At 57.1% G+C, this 17,378-nt stretch carries 16 protein-coding genes; 3 read left to right on the forward strand and 13 right to left on the reverse strand.

Annotated elements, in window-relative coordinates; all coding sequences use genetic code 11:
* Positions 1-44 precede the first annotated feature (44 nt).
* The 3 genes from GXX95_06905 to GXX95_06915 are packed head-to-tail and all read right to left on the reverse strand — an operon-like array spanning position 45 to position 1,784.
* Positions 45-602, reverse strand: a complete 558-nt coding sequence (locus GXX95_06905) for an exosome complex RNA-binding protein Csl4 (GenBank protein ID NLT37870.1) — start codon at positions 600-602, stop codon at positions 45-47.
* A complete protein-coding gene (locus GXX95_06910) occupies positions 599-1,207 on the reverse strand; it encodes a methyltransferase (GenBank protein NLT37871.1) in 609 nt (202 codons plus the stop codon). The genes GXX95_06905 and GXX95_06910 overlap by 4 nt, the downstream gene beginning before the upstream one ends.
* 4 nt (positions 1,208-1,211) lie before the next feature.
* The gene (locus GXX95_06915; protein ID NLT37872.1) at positions 1,212-1,784 is read right to left on the reverse strand and encodes a CBS domain-containing protein; all 573 of its coding nucleotides are present in this window, start codon (positions 1,782-1,784) and stop codon (positions 1,212-1,214) included.
* 535 nt (positions 1,785-2,319) lie between these two features.
* Between GXX95_06915 and GXX95_06920 the strand changes: the two genes are divergently transcribed.
* From GXX95_06920 to GXX95_06930, 3 genes are read left to right on the forward strand one after another with little or no spacing between them, the layout of a single operon-like run.
* Positions 2,320-3,543, forward strand: coding sequence for a hypothetical protein (locus GXX95_06920; protein ID NLT37873.1), 1,224 nt, complete (start codon positions 2,320-2,322; stop codon positions 3,541-3,543).
* Positions 3,540-5,099 (forward strand): 4Fe-4S binding protein, encoded by a 1,560-nt coding sequence (locus GXX95_06925; protein NLT37874.1) that lies wholly within the window; start codon positions 3,540-3,542, stop codon positions 5,097-5,099. The genes GXX95_06920 and GXX95_06925 overlap by 4 nt, the downstream gene beginning before the upstream one ends.
* A 4-nt stretch (positions 5,100-5,103) precedes the next feature.
* Complete coding sequence (locus GXX95_06930) at positions 5,104-5,928, forward strand: hypothetical protein (GenBank protein ID NLT37875.1); 825 nt, start codon at positions 5,104-5,106, stop codon at positions 5,926-5,928.
* Here the strand turns inward: GXX95_06930 and GXX95_06935 are convergent.
* The 10 genes from GXX95_06935 to GXX95_06980 all read right to left on the reverse strand — a co-directional run bounded on the left by GXX95_06935 (position 5,925) and on the right by GXX95_06980 (position 16,672).
* Complete coding sequence (locus GXX95_06935; GenBank protein ID NLT37876.1) at positions 5,925-6,395, reverse strand: AsnC family transcriptional regulator; 471 nt, start codon at positions 6,393-6,395, stop codon at positions 5,925-5,927. The genes GXX95_06930 and GXX95_06935 overlap by 4 nt on opposite strands.
* A gap of 425 nt (positions 6,396-6,820) precedes the next feature.
* Entirely contained in the window at positions 6,821-7,615 is a 795-nt protein-coding gene (locus tag GXX95_06940) for a class I fructose-bisphosphate aldolase family protein (protein ID NLT37877.1), read from the reverse strand.
* A 243-nt stretch (positions 7,616-7,858) separates the two neighbouring features.
* Entirely contained in the window at positions 7,859-9,316 is a 1,458-nt protein-coding gene (locus tag GXX95_06945; GenBank protein ID NLT37878.1) for a VWA domain-containing protein, read from the reverse strand.
* A 7-nt stretch (positions 9,317-9,323) separates the two neighbouring features.
* Entirely contained in the window at positions 9,324-10,742 is a 1,419-nt protein-coding gene (locus GXX95_06950) for an AAA domain-containing protein (GenBank protein ID NLT37879.1), read from the reverse strand.
* 76 nt (positions 10,743-10,818) lie between these two features.
* On the reverse strand, positions 10,819-11,784 hold the full coding sequence (locus tag GXX95_06955; GenBank protein NLT37880.1) for a radical SAM protein: 966 nt from the start codon (positions 11,782-11,784) through the stop codon (positions 10,819-10,821).
* A gap of 4 nt (positions 11,785-11,788) precedes the next feature.
* Entirely contained in the window at positions 11,789-12,679 is an 891-nt protein-coding gene (locus tag GXX95_06960; protein ID NLT37881.1) for an NAD(P)/FAD-dependent oxidoreductase, read from the reverse strand.
* Positions 12,658-13,317, reverse strand: a complete 660-nt coding sequence (locus GXX95_06965; GenBank protein NLT37882.1) for a cysteine hydrolase — start codon at positions 13,315-13,317, stop codon at positions 12,658-12,660. Before GXX95_06965 ends, GXX95_06960 begins: the two co-directional genes overlap by 22 nt.
* 203 nt (positions 13,318-13,520) lie before the next feature.
* Complete coding sequence (locus GXX95_06970; protein ID NLT37883.1) at positions 13,521-14,360, reverse strand: metal ABC transporter permease; 840 nt, start codon at positions 14,358-14,360, stop codon at positions 13,521-13,523.
* Positions 14,361-14,373: 13 nt separating this feature from the next.
* On the reverse strand, positions 14,374-15,147 hold the full coding sequence (locus GXX95_06975) for a metal ABC transporter ATP-binding protein (GenBank protein NLT37884.1): 774 nt from the start codon (positions 15,145-15,147) through the stop codon (positions 14,374-14,376).
* Positions 15,148-15,391: 244 nt separating this feature from the next.
* Entirely contained in the window at positions 15,392-16,672 is a 1,281-nt protein-coding gene (locus GXX95_06980; protein ID NLT37885.1) for a zinc ABC transporter solute-binding protein, read from the reverse strand.
* Positions 16,673-17,378 lie beyond the last annotated feature (706 nt).

The raw sequence follows: 17,378 nt of genomic DNA on the forward strand, positions 1-17,378 counted from the left end.
GGACATGCAAAAGGGCGTCCAGGCAGATGTTGGTGGATGGTGTTTCAGAAGTTTATGTCGCCGTAATCGTCGGCGACCTTGCGGTTCTCCACGCGCTCGCACGGCTCGCACCTGAGCGCCTTGCCATGAACGCTGAGAGGGGCGCGGCACTTACGGCATGATGCCTTGACCACTCCGAAGTGAGGCTCCTGCGTTGACAGCTGGACCGAGGGCTTGGTCTGGATGACCTTTGCCCGGATCAGGTCCCCCGGGCGGAACTCCCTGCCTACTTCCTGAACGTAGTCCGAGGACAGCTTGGAGATGTGGATGGTCGCGGAGGTGTCTCCGGTGATGTCCCTATCCTTGCCTTCCGCGGCAAATATCTCGCATATGGCCATGCTCGCACGGACATCGGTTATCCTGCAGAACACGCTGTCCCCGTTCTTCAACACCACCAGGGGGTTCTTGGGGGTCACCTTGGCTAGCTTCTCCTCCTGGTCCAGTTCCAGGTCTCCCGCGAGACTAGCAAGTATCTTGCCATCGTTCTCGTAAGTGCCCTCTGCGGGCATGTACTCCTCGGCGACCGCTACTTCGTCACCGGGAAAAACCGTCTTCTTGGTCATTTTGTCACTTCCGATGATATGCACAACAGCACAACTTCGATCTCTTTCTTCTTCCTGTCGTGGAACTCGAACAGATGAGGAATCTCGAATTTATAGCTTTTATGGAAGAATATTCTCGCGTCCATGGCCCGGATCATTCCCTCTAGGAAGTCCAGGGTCCGGGCGTTGTGAAGGGAGTACGCCCGGGGAGCGATCCTCAGAGCCGTCTCCAGGAACGGACGGTCTGCGTTACGGCGCTGGGCCCCGAAGGGAGGGTTCATTATGACAGTGTCCGCTCTCAGGTCCGCGTCCCTGATGTCCATGTTAAAAAGTTCCACGTTAACCCCTGACTCCTCGACGTTTCGCTGGGCGTCCTCTATGGCATGGGGGTCCACGTCGATGCCCGTCACCGACTCCGCACCGAGGAGAGCGGCCCCGATGGAAAGGATGCCCCCTCCGCAGCCCAGATCGACCACTTTCCTTCCTTCCACATCGCCATAGGAGTGGGCGGTGTAGAGCATGTCCGCAGCTATCGTCGCCGGTGTTGAATATTGCTCCAGGTCCGGCCGGGGTCGGCTGTGGGGGGTCACGCGCTGCAGGGCCCGCTCCAATTCTTTCTTCTTCATGATTTCAGTGCAGCCCCAGGTCCAGGAAGTCAGCGCTGGTTAGTATCCCGATGATCGTGCCGCGCCTTGTGACCAGGACCGCCTCCTCACGTTGCAGGTGCAGGGATGCCAGCTCTATGGGGGTGTCCTCTGCCAATATGGGGAAGGGGGGCTCCATGATGGAGTCCACCTTGGTCTGCATGACATCATCGTAGGACATGCGCTGATTCCTCGTCTGCTCAATGGTGTAATCGCGTATACGGTCGTCGGTCACTCCGCCCACGATGCGTTCTCCGACCATCACCGGCAGCTGGGTGAAACGCCCTTTCATCATTTTGTCCACCGCCTCCGCCAGGGTGGCCTCGGGTGTGATCGATATCACTCCCCGCGTGGCCAGGTCCCCCACGGTGAAGCGGGCTCCGGTGTTCTTCCCCTCCAACGCCCTCTTCTTTAGGATCCCTTCGAAAGCATTGAAGATCTTGCATACGTTGTCGTAGGAAGGATCTATGCTCCCTTTCTCGATCTTGGCTATAAGCGATTGAGACACTCCCGCAAGCGATGCCAGCTCCCGTTGGGAAAGGTCCAGTCTCTTCCTCATTTGCCGGATCTCTGCCAGATCGGGGAGCTGCGGAACAAGGGTCAATTTCAATGACGACATATACCGTCACCGTCTCCCTGCTATACCTCGGTCATCTATATAGAATCTTATAGTAATCTAATAGGCTGATCTTTGATTACCGTAAAATTGCTTTTTTTCCCTCTGGATGTTGCGATTTAAAGCGTGACGTCATTCTAGGAGGAATCATAGAACAGGAGGCCGCTGGAGGGGACTGCTTTTGAATGCGATTGCCCATGGTGTGACGATCATCCCTTATCAACGATGGGGGGAGTGTTTCCAAAAGAACTCATAAAAAATACCGCTACTAGATATTCATCTATTTCCAAAATATCTATATAGATGATAATTTAAACAATAAGCTCCTTGCTGAATGAAAATCTAAATATCTATTCCAAATGGAATCAAATAAATAACAACGATTAATAAATGGAGCGGTTTAAAAGGGTGAAAACCTTGCATTTGTGCAGGTGCCCTCAGGCATCCGCGGTCCATTGGCAGGTAGAATGTTATGAATATGGGGTACGACAACGACGATGGGTTCGATAGAAGGGACGATTTTCCCTTACTTCCGAGCTTCGGGGCTCAGCGGCCACCCGGGCTCCAGTACATGATGGGCGGTTGTGGGATCGCTGGCACCATTGATGTGAACGGAGGTAAGATATCGGGCAGCACCATCACCAGCATGCTCACAACCATGAGGGAGCGCGAGAACGGCCTGGGGGCTGGATACTCGGCGTATGGGCTCTTTCCAAAGGAGTACAAGGACCACTACTGCATGCAGTTCTTCTTCGATGACGAGGACGCGAGGATCGCCGTGGAGGAGTACCTGAAGGACCGTGGGGAGATAGTGCGAGAGGGCTCTGTGCCAACGAAGAGGGTCCGCTCCATGAGGCCTCCACTACCTAACGTCTGGCGCTATTTCTTCGATCCGCAGCCCAGGTCCAACAGGTTCGTGATACGGGACCAGTCCCCTGATGAATGCATCGTGGACATCGTTCTGGGCATAAACGGGACCATCCCCGGAGCCATGTGCGTGTCCAGTGGGAAGGACATGGCGGTGTTCAAGGGCAACGGTTACTCTTACGAGATCGCCGAGCATTATGACCTAGAGCGTTACCAGGCCTCCATGTGGCTCTCTCACTCCCGGTTCCCCACCAACTCTCCGGGGTGGTGGGCAGGTGCACATCCGATCAGCATCCTGGATTGGTCCGTTTGCCACAATGGGGAGATAACATCGTACGGGGTGAACCGAAAGCTGGTGGAGATGAACGGCTACCGGCTGTCCCTTCTTACCGACACCGAGGTCGTCACGTATCTGTGGGACCTCCTGGTCCGCCGCCATAACCTGCCGCCTCAGGTGGCGGCGTTCGCCCTTGCTCCACGTTACTATTCGGAGATCGAACGCATGGACGAAAGAACCAGGAAGCTCGCAGAGCAGATCCGGGTCACTTACAAGGAGGCGTTCCTCAACGGACCGTTCTCCATCCTGGTGGGCAGGAGCAGGCCCGAGATCGCCATGATCGCCATGGCCGACCGCAAGAAGCTCCGGCCCCTTCTGTTCGGCCGGTCCCTGGATGGCAGCCGCTACTACGCCGTCTCCGAGGAGAGCGCGGTCCGGGTCGTGGAGGAGCAGGCCAACACCTGGGTGGGCAATCCCGGCAACCCCATGATCGCCCAGGTGGGCAAGGGCCTTGTGCGCAAAGGTACGGAAGCACCGTTCGAGGGGGTGATCAGATGAGCGACGGCGAAAGAACGAACAGACGTAAGGACTCAGAGAGCATATACCGCAACGTTATTCATGAGAAGTTCAAGCCCTCGATCGACCGCAACATCTGTATCCGGTGCAAGAGGTGCGTCAAGGAGTGCAGCTTCGGGGCCCTGGAATCGGACGATGATGGCAACATAAGGTACAAGGGGAACTGTGTCGCGTGCCAGAGATGTGTGGCGACCTGCCCGGTGAAGGCCATCGACATAGTCCATCTCCCAACCCAATACCCGCCTCATGCCAGCTACACGGAGAGGGTGAGACAGGCCATTACGGCGCAGGCCACCTCTGGGGGCGTTCTCCTGTCGTCTTGCGGTACGGACATGCCGTATGGCATGATATTCGACGACCTCATCCTCGACTCCGCGCAGGTCACCAACCCTTCCATCGATCCCTTACGGGAGGAGGTGGAGACGCGAACCTATGTGGGCCATCGTACTGGGAAGATTACCCTGTCCAGCGACGGTTACATCACTGGTAGCGATTCCGTGGGCCCCATCGTGGCCATGGCCATGCCCCTGATGATCGGCCACATCTCCCTAGGGGCCATAAGCTACAACACCCAACTGGCGCTGCTGAAGGCAGCCAAGAACCTCGACATACTGGCGGGTTCCGGCGAGGGTGGTCTGCATGCCGACTTCAACCCCTTCGCCGACCATGTCGTCAGCGAGGTCGCCTCCGGCCGCTTCGGCGTCACCGCAGACTATCTGCAGAGGACGGCGGCAGTGGAGATCAAGATCGGCCAGGGTGCCAAGCCCGGCGTTGGGGGCCATCTGCCGGGGGAGAAGGTGACGGACCTCATATCCTCGTCAAGAAGGATCCCGCTAGGGACCGACGCCCTGTCGCCCTACCCTCACCACGATATCTACTCCATCGAGGACCTTCAGCAGCTCATCGCCGCCCTTAAGGAGAGCACGGAGCACCGTGTCCCCGTGGGGGTCAAGATAGCCGCCGTTCACAACGTGGGGGCTATCGCCTCCGGTGTGGTCCGGGCGGGGGCGGACTTCATCACCCTCGACGGGTTCCGGGGGGGCACGGGCTCCTCACCACGGGTCATAAGGGACCATGCAGGCCTGCCCATAGAGGTGGCGACCGCGGTGGTGGACAAACGGCTCACCGCCGAAGGCCTGAGGAACCGCATCACCCTGATCGCCGGGGGCTCCATCCGCAGCTCGGCGGACATGATCAAGGCTATCGCCCTTGGGGCTGATGTGGCCAGCGTGTGCACATCGGCCCTCATCGCCATGGGCTGTCAGGTGTGCCAGTCCTGCCACCGCGGGGTCTGTGCCTGGGGGATCACCACCCAGCGGCCGGACCTGGTCTCCCGCCTGGATCCAGACATAGGGGCGGCCCGGGTCACCCGCCTGTACACAGCGTGGAACGAGGAGCTTAAGGAGATGCTGGGGGCCATGGGCATCGACTCCGTGGAGTCCCTTGTGGGTAACCGTGACCGGTTACGCTACTTTGGCCCCAACCCCAAGATCGCTGAGATCATGGGCGTGAAACACGTCGGTGAAGGATGGGGGTGAGAGCATGAGCCCCATCTATAAGGTGACAGTTCGCAAGAACAGGGACGGGATCTCAGAAACAATAATCGATGCCACCAGCAGGGATCGTTGGGGTCGGCCGCTGGAGCACATGGCCCTGAACGCCGAGATCCGCAAGGCCATCCATGAGGGGGCCAGGCGCATCATGATCGACGGAGTCCTGGGGCAGAGGTACATCGCTTCCGCGGCCAAGGCCAAGGACCTGTACGTGGGCATCAGGGGGACGCCGGGCAACGACCTGGGGGCGTTCCTGGACGGCCCCACCCTGGAGGTCTTCGGCAACGCCCAGGACATGACCGGCAACACCATGTCCTCCGGCCGCATAGTCATTCATGGTAACGCCTGGGACGTCACCGGCCTTTCTCTCCGAGGGGGGCGTATCCTGGTCCGCGGAAGCTCCGGGTTCCGCGTGGGCATCCATATGAAGGAGTTCGGCGAGGACAGGCCTGCCATCGTCATCGGGGGCAGCACCGGCGACTACCTGGGGGAGTACATGGCCGGGGGCAACGTCCTGGTGCTGGGCGATGGGGTCCCGGAGAACGAGTCTCCCGTGGGCTCCTTCGTTGGCACCGGCATTCACGGCGGGTGCATCTTCGTGCGCGGGAAGGTGGAGAAGCACCAGCTAGGTATGGGAGCTTCCATCTCCGACCTGACCGATGATGACAAGATACTTCTCGAGGAGCTCATCAGCGACTTTGAGAAGTCCTTCGAGACCAAGGTGGAGAGGGATTGGAGCAAGATCGTCAAGATCAAGCCCCTGTCCTCACGGCCGTTCACTGGAAGGTTCGATTCCACGCCTATCTGGAATTAGATCCCGGGGAAGCGCATGACCGATTCCAGGATGATCCGGACCTCTACGTCCTTCAAGCCCAGGGGGATGATGGAGCTGGCGATGGTGCTCTCCAGGGTGTGATTGTCCGGAGCGTGCAGCCGAATGAGGACGCCTCTCCCTCCGCTGACGAGGAGAACCTCCATCACCCCATCCACGTTGCGGAGCTTGCTAAGGTCCTTTATGGTCACCCCATCGCCGATGTTGGCGAGCACGATGGCATCGGACTCCATGCCCATGAGCTCGTTGTTGACGATGGCCGAATACCCTAGGATCACGTCGAAGTCCTCCATCCTCTTGATCCGATCGCGGACCGTGGAAGGTGATCTCCGAAGCTTCTCTGCGACCTCGCGGTAGGTCATCTTCCCGTCCATCCTCAGGAGCCTGAGTATACGCTGGTTCATCTCATCGACGGTGACCGTTGTCCCACCACCTACCCGCCGCTTCAATGGTTTGCCGGACGATTTATAGGTTGGCTCCTGAACCCCTCGGAGAGGGGACGTCAACGCTCATACGGCGGTAAGGTGGTGTTAGAATCGCCGAACGGAGGGTCTTGACGTGTTGACATCCCTGAGTTTATTTTCCTGGCATCCTGCAATTATCTTGTGTTCCATATTTTGAGCTGGGACGGAGGGCTCATAAGGTCGTGCCTATCCTGGCTCCCAGAGAACGATCGAGGGACGAGAGGGAACGAAAACGCAGGGTGCCAACGGCCACCACTTCTAATTAACAAGCCCGACCGCGGCATTTCGCCAATGTGTATAAGCCGACCTGGCCTTTCATCTGGCAGAGGTGTGGTAGATTGCGGGAAAGCTCGTGTGCAACGGCCTGATGAAGGGGAGGTGGCGGGAGCGCTGAGCCCCAGGCCTCCGGCCTAGATCTCCTTCAGGGCCTCCTCTACGCTCCAGCCCTGGTGCACGATCCCGGATATGGCTCGTAGCATCCTCACGGGGTCCTCGGCCTGGAACACGTTTCGACCCATGGCCACGCCCCCGCCGCCGGCCTCCACGGAATCGTGGACCGTCTCCATCAGCTCCTTTGTGGTCTCCATGCGCGGACCTCCGGCCACAACGACTGGGACCGGGCATCCCTTGGTCACCTCACGGAATGACTCCACGCTTCCAGTGTAGTTGGTCTTGACTATGTCCGCGCCCATCTCCGCCGCCGCCCGGGCAGCTATCTTCACATACTGGGCCGAGGTCTCGGAGTCTATCTTGCGGCCCCGGGGGTACATCATCGCAAGTAGGGGCATCCCCCATTCCCGGCACTTGGTGGCGGTCATGCCCAGCGAGCGCAGCATCTCCCCCTCCGTCTCCGCGCCCACGTTGATGTGGACGGAGACGGCGTCCGCGCCCATCTTCAGAGCCTCCTCCACAGGCGTCACCAAGACCTTGTCGTTGGGATCGGGGGAAAGGGAGGTGGACGCTGATAGGTGCATGATCAGCCCGATATCCTTGCCGTGACGGCGGTGCCCGTGAAGGGGCAGGCCTATATGGCCCAAGACGGCGTTGGCGCCTCCCTCGGCGATCCTGTCCACGGTCTCCGTCATGTTCACCAGGCCCTTGATAGGCCCCAGGCTCATTCCATGGTCCATGGGGACGATGACCGTACGCCATGTCCTGCGGTCCATGATCCTTTCCAAGCGAACTGCCTTTCCAGTGTAGCTCATTTCATCTCACCTCAAAGATAAAGGATGGAAAATGGGGGCCTGCCCTGCTTACGCTGGCAGGCCATCAAAATATAATGGCAGAGCTACGGAACGAGAAGAATGAAGGACCGATGTCGAATCCGTAGCTCATTTTACCATCCTAGTAGGTGATAGTGATGTCCCATATTAACAATTCTTTCGCCGGGCAGGAGGTTCCCCCCTTTTTTTTCGGACCTTATCTTCAGGTCCCATGGTGAGAAGCTCTTACCCTTTGGCGATGAGCTTGATCAGACCTGAGGGGCTCCCCTCCACATCCCACTTGCCCATGGGAAGCGTCCAGATCTTGTCCGAGACCTGCTCCAGTCCCCCCGCTGTATCATTGTTGACGATGAGTGTGTATATCTTGGAGCTGGTGCGGAGCTTGAAGTCGTTCCACTCGTCTATCAGGACCTCGTTGTTCAGGTTGGACTCTCCGTCGGTGAAGAGGATGACATCGGCCGCGTGCCATTCCTTCCCCTTGACATTGTCCAGGCCCACGCGCAGGGCGGAGTTGAAGTCGGTGTATCCCTCGAAATGCCGGACCATGAGGTCCAGAAGGTTCTTGGCCACCTTCTTCTTGTCCGCCAGGTCGATCTCCAGCTTCCAGTCGGAGGCGGCGAACAGAATGACCTTGATGTTCCTTCCTTCCCGCTCCATGCGCTTGGCCAGCATGAGGATGAACGCCTTGGCCAGTATCTCCGGCTCCCCATACATGGAGCCAGAGGCGTCGATGAGGGCGATGACCGGCCCCTTCTTCTTTGGCGGCATATTTTCAGGATCGTCCTGCCCCTTGAGCTGATACGTCAGGAGCGCCCCTTCCAGCATCTGAGAGAAGAACAGCAGGCGAAGTATGGGGTCCTGCAGCTTGAGCAGTTCCACTGGTAGGACGTGGCGGATGTCCTTTGACAGGCCCAGGTCATAGGCCTCGGTGGTGGTGAAGCTCTTGGCCTTCTCCTGCTTGGCCCCGTACTCCACGTCCAGTTTGCCCATCAGGTCTATGATGCGCTGTAGGTCCTTCCTCTGACGGAGAAGCTGGGCCATGCTCTCGATGTTCTGCATGTAGGCCTGGAAGACCTCCTCCACGAAGGTCTCGTCATCGCCGGAGGGAAGCATCTTCTTCATCATCTCCAGCATCTCCATGTAGCTCTCCATCTGCTCGACCACAATGGTTAGCCGCTCCTTCAACACCGATCCCAGAGAGCCCAGGGCCTCCCCCCGGACGTCTGTCGACTCGAACTCCTCCACGCCGCGGGCCAGCATCTCCATGTTGACATCGCTGTGGCGCTGCCAAGCGATCAGGGTGAGGGCCGTCAGGCCCCTGAGGCTCCTCTCCGCCTCGCTCGATGCCGGCAGGGGGGCCGTCCTGTCCAGGAGGTCAAGGACGACCATCGTGGTGTATCGTAGCGAAAGAGCAGCAAGGATATCGCTCCTGGCGGCCATGCCCCGGAGCTTCTCCCAATCCTCCGTTCCCTTCAGAGCCTTCAGAACAATGTAGAACGAGCCGTAGCGGGCGGCCTGCCTGCGGACATCTATCACCGATCTCCGCTCCAGGATCTCCTGCGCCAGTATGGACGCTATCTCCTCCCTGCGTTTCCGTGGTATCATCCTCGGCCGCCCCACCACCAGGCGCACGGAGTCATCGTTCAGGGCCTTCCGGCAGCGTACGCTGCTCGTTTCCGCCATGGGGACCTCAGGGCTCTACCACGTCCTCCGATAGAACGATCTCCCGCGTCTCGGAGTGCAGCTTCTTCATCTTGACCATGGCCTTGGTCTTGATGTCATACTGGGCCATGATACCCTCTCGGTCCCTGGGAGTAAGCCAGATGTTATTGTTGAGTATGTTCACCAGGACCTCTCTCTCCTTGCCCAGGTCCTTCTCGAGGATCCCCAGGTCCTCCTGGAAGTCGGTCAGCTCCTTGATGTACAGCTCCTTGTCCTGAGGGGAGGCGGTGAGTATGACGGGATGTCCTCTGCTCGCGTACAGCTCGATGAGGTTGGGGAGAAGATGCGGTGACACCTTATGCTTCCACAGCTGGTAGAGGTTGTCATCGTCCGGGAGCATGTAGGCGTGATCATGAAAGGCGGAGGCGTGCACCTGCAGTCCCTTCCAATTGGAGAACCGTTGCCCGCACGACTTGCACGTTACGATCTCTGGCAGCTCGAAATCCTTCAACTGCTTGGCGGAATCGTGTAGGTCCTGCAGGTACTGCTGCTCCTTGTCTAGGTTCAGACCTCCTGCCACGGCCATCTCCACCAGGCGCTTCCCGATGGTCACCTTCTCCTCCGGTCGGTTCCAAAGCATATGCTTCAGAATGGGGAGCATGCTCTTGTCCACATTGGAACGGCCGAGGCTGTGGGCGGCCACCTTGAGGACCCCCACCATCTTCTTCCACCTGCGGTCGGAGATGGAGATGCTGGAAGTGCGGAACTCTTTCCGCAGGGCGACGATGGAGTCCATGACGTCGTTGTCGATGGTGACATCGGCCGATTCCTGCAGCTCCTTCCTGATCTCCTCCACGGTTAGCTGCACCGAGGGCGTGAAGTTCTCGGAATGCCCCAGGATTATGTCCACGAAATTGGTCTCGTCCTGCACGTATCCTATATAGAAGCGGAACAGGAATCGATCGTACAGCGCCTCCAGGGACTCGTTCTCCTCCGGCAGCTCGTTGGAGGCCCCGAAGACAGATATGAGGGGCACGTCCAGGATCTCGCATCCGTTGTGATACTTGCGCTCGTTGAGGATGGTGAGCAGTGAGTTCAGGATGGAGGAGTTGGCCTTGAAGATCTCGTCCAGGAACGATACATGGGCTGTCGGCAGGTATCCCTCGATGTTACGCCGGAAGATGTCCTCCTGGAGCGAGCTCAGTGACAGGGGCCCGAATATCTCATCAGGGGTGGTGAAGCGGGTGAGCAGGTAGTAGAAGAAATTGCCTTCTTTGATAGACTTGCACAGCTCCCTGGCGAGCATGCTCTTGGCCGTTCCGGGCGGGCCGATGAACAGTACGTGCTCCCCTGACAGCATCGCCAAAAGGGAGCCAGCGATCTCCTCGTCGCGTTCCCTAAAATTTTCGTTGAGCTCCTTGCTCAACGTAATGATCCTTGACCTCATCTTCTCGCCCCAATTAAGGTGGACTCACTATAAATTATACTCTGGAGAATGAAGCACGTTCACTATGGGACGATTTTCACATCTGGCCTCGGTAAAGTTGTACATCATACGCGCCCTCCGGCCGCCGTCCTTCGCTCAACATGCGTTGTACGTACTGACCGCAGTTGCTGCCTATCCGGTTCTCCACCTCTTCTCCCAGGCTGAGAATCACCTCGTAGCCCTCGTCATAGAGGGCGTTCATCAGGTCCATACAGGTCTCAGGACAGCCGTGCTGCAGCACGGACCTTATGCCATGGTCCATCGATCGTATCGTGGGGTTCAACGGCGTTAGCTTTATAATGAAGAACTCTGGATCGAAGTGCTCATTCAGCTTTGTGGCATCTATCGGATAGCCGACAAGGGGGGCGAAATTCAGGACCACTTTCCTATCAGCATGACGGCGATTATAGAAACGCTCCCCATATTCCGCAATTTGTTCAAAGGTCCAGGTCTCGGCCGGTATGAGGGCCCTCCTCTTCTCAAGGTCCGTGGTGTGGATGGAGAACTGCAACTGGAACCTGCCATTACGGTACATCTCCTCCTTGATGTGCAGGAGCTTTTCGAAGAAGCCGGAGGCTCGTGCTGGAGCGATGGTGGACAGTGATACCATCAGTCCAGGAGCGTCGAACCATCCAGGCAGGGCTCTCATGGTTTCAAGGACCGCCGGGTTCATGGACGGTTCGCCCATGCGCGAGAACTGCACCTTGAACTTCCTGGAAGGTACCCTGCGGTCGGGGTATCTCCTCAACACACATTCATCGATCTGTGCAAGTATCTCCGGGGAGGTCAGTGGACCGGCGTAGTCACCGCCGGCGTCGCACATCATGCAACCGATGGGGCAGCCGAACATGGATGACACGATTATCACCCACTTTTCCTCCCTTGACAGGGGGGGCTGAACGGATTCCACGAACTCGACCACAGATCGGGGGTCCTCCCTTCTCATCTGGGCGACGAAGACGCTGGCCAGTGTATCGTTCCCGTAATGTTCGAGCACGTCCATTGTGTCAACTCCCATCCACGTATCTTTCGGCCTTCATTGCCGCGCTCATCCCGCTCCCGATGGCTATGCCGACCTGCCGCTCCATCCCACCCACAAGATCGCCTGCCAGAAATAGTCCGGGGACAGGCGATGGGGAGGGCACAATGGACATCTGGGAGAGGAGCGTTGGGCTCAGTATCTCGACCCTGGGTTCCCTCCCGCAGGCCAGTAGGACCTTGTCCACTATCATGTGGTCTCCTTGTCCCATATCCAGCACCGTACCGTCCTGGTCTTTTCTCACATTGACGATCGGCAAACCATCCACTAGAGGAATGCCTCTCATCCTCGCCCGCTCTCGGAGCAACGGTAAGCACCTGGGTTCAGAACGGCACTGTACGGTCACCTCGTGGCCTTCCTCCCTCAGCCGTATGGCCTGGTCGAAGGCGGCATCACCGCCACCATAGACAAGGATCCTATCGTGGCCTCCTGCTGCCCTGGACAGCTCGAAGAGATCGTAGAACGCGGAGATGCCCTCCAGCCCTTTCAGCCCGGGTATGTCGATGGTACGGGGCCTGGTACCTGTGGCCATGATGACCGCGTCCGATTCGACCGTCCCCTGGGAGGTGGCGATGGTGAAGGTTCGTTCCGTATCGCGGTCGATCCGCTCCACGGAGGCGATGGTGACCTTCCCTCCCACCGATAGTAGGTGATCATGAATGAGAGACGCCAGCCTATCTCCCCCGATGCCCCCGGGGAATCCTGGATAGTTCTCGATCCAGTACCCATACCTCAACAGCCCCCCGGGAACGTTCTTTTCCAACAACAATGGTGCCAGACCAGCGCGTTGGAGGTAGATCCCAGCAGCCATCCCTGCTGGTCCTGCGCCAATGATGGTCACTGCCTGCCTTCCATCCAACTTAGCACCTCCTCTGTGGTCACCACTATGGTGAAGCCGTCGGCCAACGCCCGCAGGCTCCCCATATGGAGGTCCTCATGGTCTGTTGCCGTGGCATCCATCACAAAGAACACCTCCAGATCGCGCATGAAAGCATCACGAGCTGTGGATTCGCAACATAGGTGGGTCATGACCCCGGTAATGACCACCTTATCAGCCCTTAGTCCTCGCAGGATGCCTTCCAGTTCGGTCCCGATGAACGCGCTGTAACGGGTCTTTCGAACTATCGCCCCGTCCTTTTCTGGCTGCAGGCGGTCATCTATATGCGAGAGCGGGTCCTTATCCGCGGGAACGTCGCCCCACCAACCTCCCATGATGCCGGGGTCTTCATCGCTCCTCACCGCATGCCAAGTGAAAATGATCGGCCTGTGAGAGAAACGAAAGGAATCGACAAGGCTGATGACGTTCCCCATGATCTCCTCGGCCTCCGGGAATGAAGCATGGGACGATGGATCCAGGAAGTATCCCTGCATGTCGATGACAAGCAGGGCCGTTCGCTCAGTGATGAAAGGGAATCTCTCTCTGCGGCTTGGCCTTACATATGGCTGGAGCTGCTGAATCCGTTTTTCGGTTTTTTTATCTAGGCTGATGGCGGTCATGGTCGTTGGCCACCATCGGTGAACGGCGGCCTTATCCGCCGTTTCCTATTCTTTGGAGAGGCTGGAAACTGGAAAACAATGCCTCTTTCGATCGTCCCTATACCTCGGCGATCGTTGATATACTTGCCGTTATACCAGATGGACGAAGACATGCGCGTCCGTTCTAAACTTAAGGCCAGGAAGGAGTTGGAGGACCTTCCAGGCTACGAGATCGTTACTGGTTTGGGATCCGATCCCATGATCTTTTTCAGAAGCACGCACACTAGGAACAGACCTATGCTTATCAGCACGATAGCGCCGCCGGTCGCGAGCCTTTCGTACAATGCCGATGCTACCAGACCAAGGACTACGGCGATGATGCCTACCACCAGGCTTATGGCCACGGTACCGCGGAACGATTTCGATAGCTGCATGGCCGATGAAGCAGGCAGTATGAGCAAAGCCGAGACCAACAAGGAACCGACGATCTTGATCGATACCACCACGGTCAGGGCCAGCACGATGTTGAAGGCCAGGTCCAGGAGGAAGACGGGCACGCCGGACAGCCGGGCACCCTGCTCATCGAAGGTGAGGTGCATAAGCTCCTTGAAGAACAGGATTATGAAGACGACGACCACGAGTGACAGGGTTACACTGAGCGTCAGATCGTCCGCGGAGATCGTGAGGATGGAACCGAACAGGTAATCGAAGAGATCGACGTTGAACCCGTTCCCCAGGCTGGCCAGCACAGCACCAAGACCCAGGCCGAACGATATCATGATCCCTATGGCCATCTCCGAGTACACGATCCGCTTCCGTTGCATGTACGATATTCCGAGTATGCCCAGCAGAGATAGTACGAGGGCAGTGTCCAAGGGATAGATGGATAGGAAAAGGCCGAGGGCAATACCGCCGAAGGACAGATGCGCGACCCCCTCGCCGATGAGAGCTGCACGACGGAGGACGATGAAGACCCCCAGCAGGGAGCACAGCACTGCGGCACAGAGGCCTCCTATGAAGGCTCGTTGGAAGAAGGTGTAGTCAAATGCAGTTATCAGGTCCATGTTCTAATCACCATCATCGAGGAATAATGCAATTGTCACGGTGGTTATGGAACACGAACGTGAAGTGCTCACCGTAGGCATCGCGAAGCGACTTCGTGGGGTCGGTCCCCGGTGTTATCTCGGTCATCTCCAGCTTGCGGTTGACTATGGCCAGCTTATTGGCCTGGCACATCACGCTGGAAAGGTCATGGGACACTGTCACGATAGTGACCCCGGTCTCGTCCCGGAGCTGCCGCAGCAGGTTCACGAACCGGTCCTGGATGGATACGTCGAGACCGCTCGCGGCCTCATCGAGGATCAATAGCTCGGGACGTTTGACCAGCGCCTTGGCGATGAAGATACGCTGCTTCTGCCCGCCCGATAGTTCACTGATCTTGCTCTTGCGGACCTCATAGATCCCCACGGCATCCATGGCCTCCTTGACCGCTTCCTTGTCCGCAGCGGTGATCCATCGGCCGAGGTTGTTCCGGGAGATGCAGCCCAGGCGGACGATCTCCTCCACCGTGGCAGGGAACAGGGGATCGAACTGAATCGCATGCTGGGCCACATATCCTATGCGATGGTGCTCTTTGAACTTGCTCAGGTCGGTGCCGAAAAGGCGCACCTCTCCATGTGAGAGCTTAACGTTGCCTAGGAGGGCATTAAGGAGCGTGGTCTTCCCTCCTCCGTTGGGACCGACGATCCCCAGAAAGTCTCCCTTCAGGACATCCAGGTTAACGCCGTCCAGCACGGTAATGCCGTCGTATTTCACCACGATGTCCTTTGCCTCGATTACCTTTTCTACCATCTGGAGCCCACCGAATAAATGCTGAACCGTGATTTAATATTGTGCGATTGCTGGAATCGCTGTCGCAGCTCGAAGGGATTATGCGCTCTCCCTCTGCGATGGCGTTCCATTGCGCATGCCGATATCTTATCAACAGATATATCATCTATTATTAACTTTTCATCAATGATTCTTTTTTTCTTAATAAAGGAGAAACTCCAACCGCGGTCATTCGACAAAATAAGGAATGAGAAGGAAAGATGTTTCAGGGGGTCACCTCAAGGCCGGTCTTCAGAGATTCTAGGTTCGCACGCATTATCTCAAAGTAGTCCATATTGGAATGCGCTCCGGTCCTGCTGTGGATACCATCTAGGACTAGCACCTGCGCACCTGTCTCTTCGGCGATCGTGTCGATAATGCTGTCCGAGAAGATAGGCTCCGAGAACACGTAGTCAAGGCCGAGCTGGTCGACCATATCCGCCAGAGCCGCCAGGTCCGCAGCGCTGGGTTGGGCATCGGCGGAGATGCCGATGGCCGCGTACGCATCGAAGCCATAGCGCATGGCCAGGTAGTTGAATCCCTCGTGGGTCGTGATGATGGCGTTCTTGGTCCTCTTCGCCAGTCCATTGACGAACTCCTGATTGAGAACGTCGAGGCGGGACTTGAGATCATCAGCGTTCTGCTGGTAGGCCGTGGCGTTCGAGGGATCGGCGGCGACGAAAGCCTTCAGAATATTGGATACCTGGGCCTTGGCGCTGATCGGGTCCAACCAAATGTGTGGATCGTTCAGGCCATGTTCGTGGCCTCCCTCTCCCTCCTCCTCCCCGGCGATCATGATCAGCCCGGTCCCGGTGGAATTGGAGCTGAAGGATATGGAATAGACCTCACCGGCTCCAAGCTCCACGAACTTCGATCCATTGAACTGAGGATAGGAACTCACAGATCCACTTTCCAGCTCATACTCCAGCTCGGTACCTGTGGATGATCGTATGGTGAACTCGGTGGCATTGGTGACAAATAGCCTGATGTCCCCTCCGTTCATGGAACTTACCTTGATATAACCGCCATTCCCGCTGGCCAGGGGGGAGAAGTTAACATTCACGTATCCCTCTGCGCTCATGGTCGGCGCCGAAGCTTCTGAGTCCGTAGCTGTGACCACAGAGGTGAGGCCGCCATTGAAGGCCTCCACCGCCTGTTCATAGGCCTCCGTTATCTCGTCGGAAAGAAGCAAGGAAATGTTCTGGGATGAGTCGACCACGACCAGATCATCATTGTCCACGGAGCTTAGGACCGTGTCCATCCACGGCTCGAAACCTTGACCGTTATAGACAAGAATGTCTGCATCATTGACCTTGATGATATCAGATGGAGATGGCTCCCATGTATGAGGCTCGGAGTTGTCCGGGATCAGCATGCTGACGTCCACGTGTTCCTTACCGATCTCCGATGAGAAGTAGTAGAGGGGGTAGAAGCTCGCCACGACGCCCAATTTACCTGTCTTCGCATTGGAGCTGTTCGAGGACAGCAGGACCGCTGTGCCTGCCACTATCACAACCGCAACAACTGCGAGTGCCGCAACAATCCGTGTTCTCCTTCCGATGGCCATATTTCATCACTAACTAAATACACAGGTTATCAGGATATATAGTAATTTCTATTAACAAGTTAACAACATTTGATATAAATTTATTAATCATCTATAGGGGAAAATTTATGGCACTATAAGGAACGTGCATCCCATTTGCAATGATGCCATTGTAACATAACCGATCTGGCCAGATTGGGATCATGAACATCATAGTATGTTTGTCCCTTCTTTTCTCCATGGAATATTGTAGCATATGGGCCTCTTAGCAAATGCTGGAACTTTTCGGGAAGACGCCAATCACTTCTAGTTATGTGGCCAAGCTCGACCGTTCGATCCCCTCTGCCAGCAGGTCATCGAGCCCACCATATCATCGATGAAGATCGGCTCGGCGGCCCATGGGACCTTGAGACCCGGTGAAACATGGAGATTATCATCATCAGGTGCATTCCAGGCGGCCTTTCGACCTCGACCAGATGGTCGATCTATCTGTGAGGTGCCCAGATAGCGGCCCTGCTCCTCTAGTAAAATGATCATTCTAAGGGAGCCGACAAAGGACATAAGGATAGCTACTATCGTAAGAAATTGATAAATGGATACAAATTATTAGTGTCGGTGATGGGGAGTCGGCCGTCGAACGGGGGAGGTTGTGAGAAAATCGTATCGC

Source organism: Methanomassiliicoccus sp. (genome assembly GCA_012719175.1).
Classification (GTDB): Archaea; Thermoplasmatota; Thermoplasmata; order Methanomassiliicoccales; family Methanomassiliicoccaceae; genus UBA6.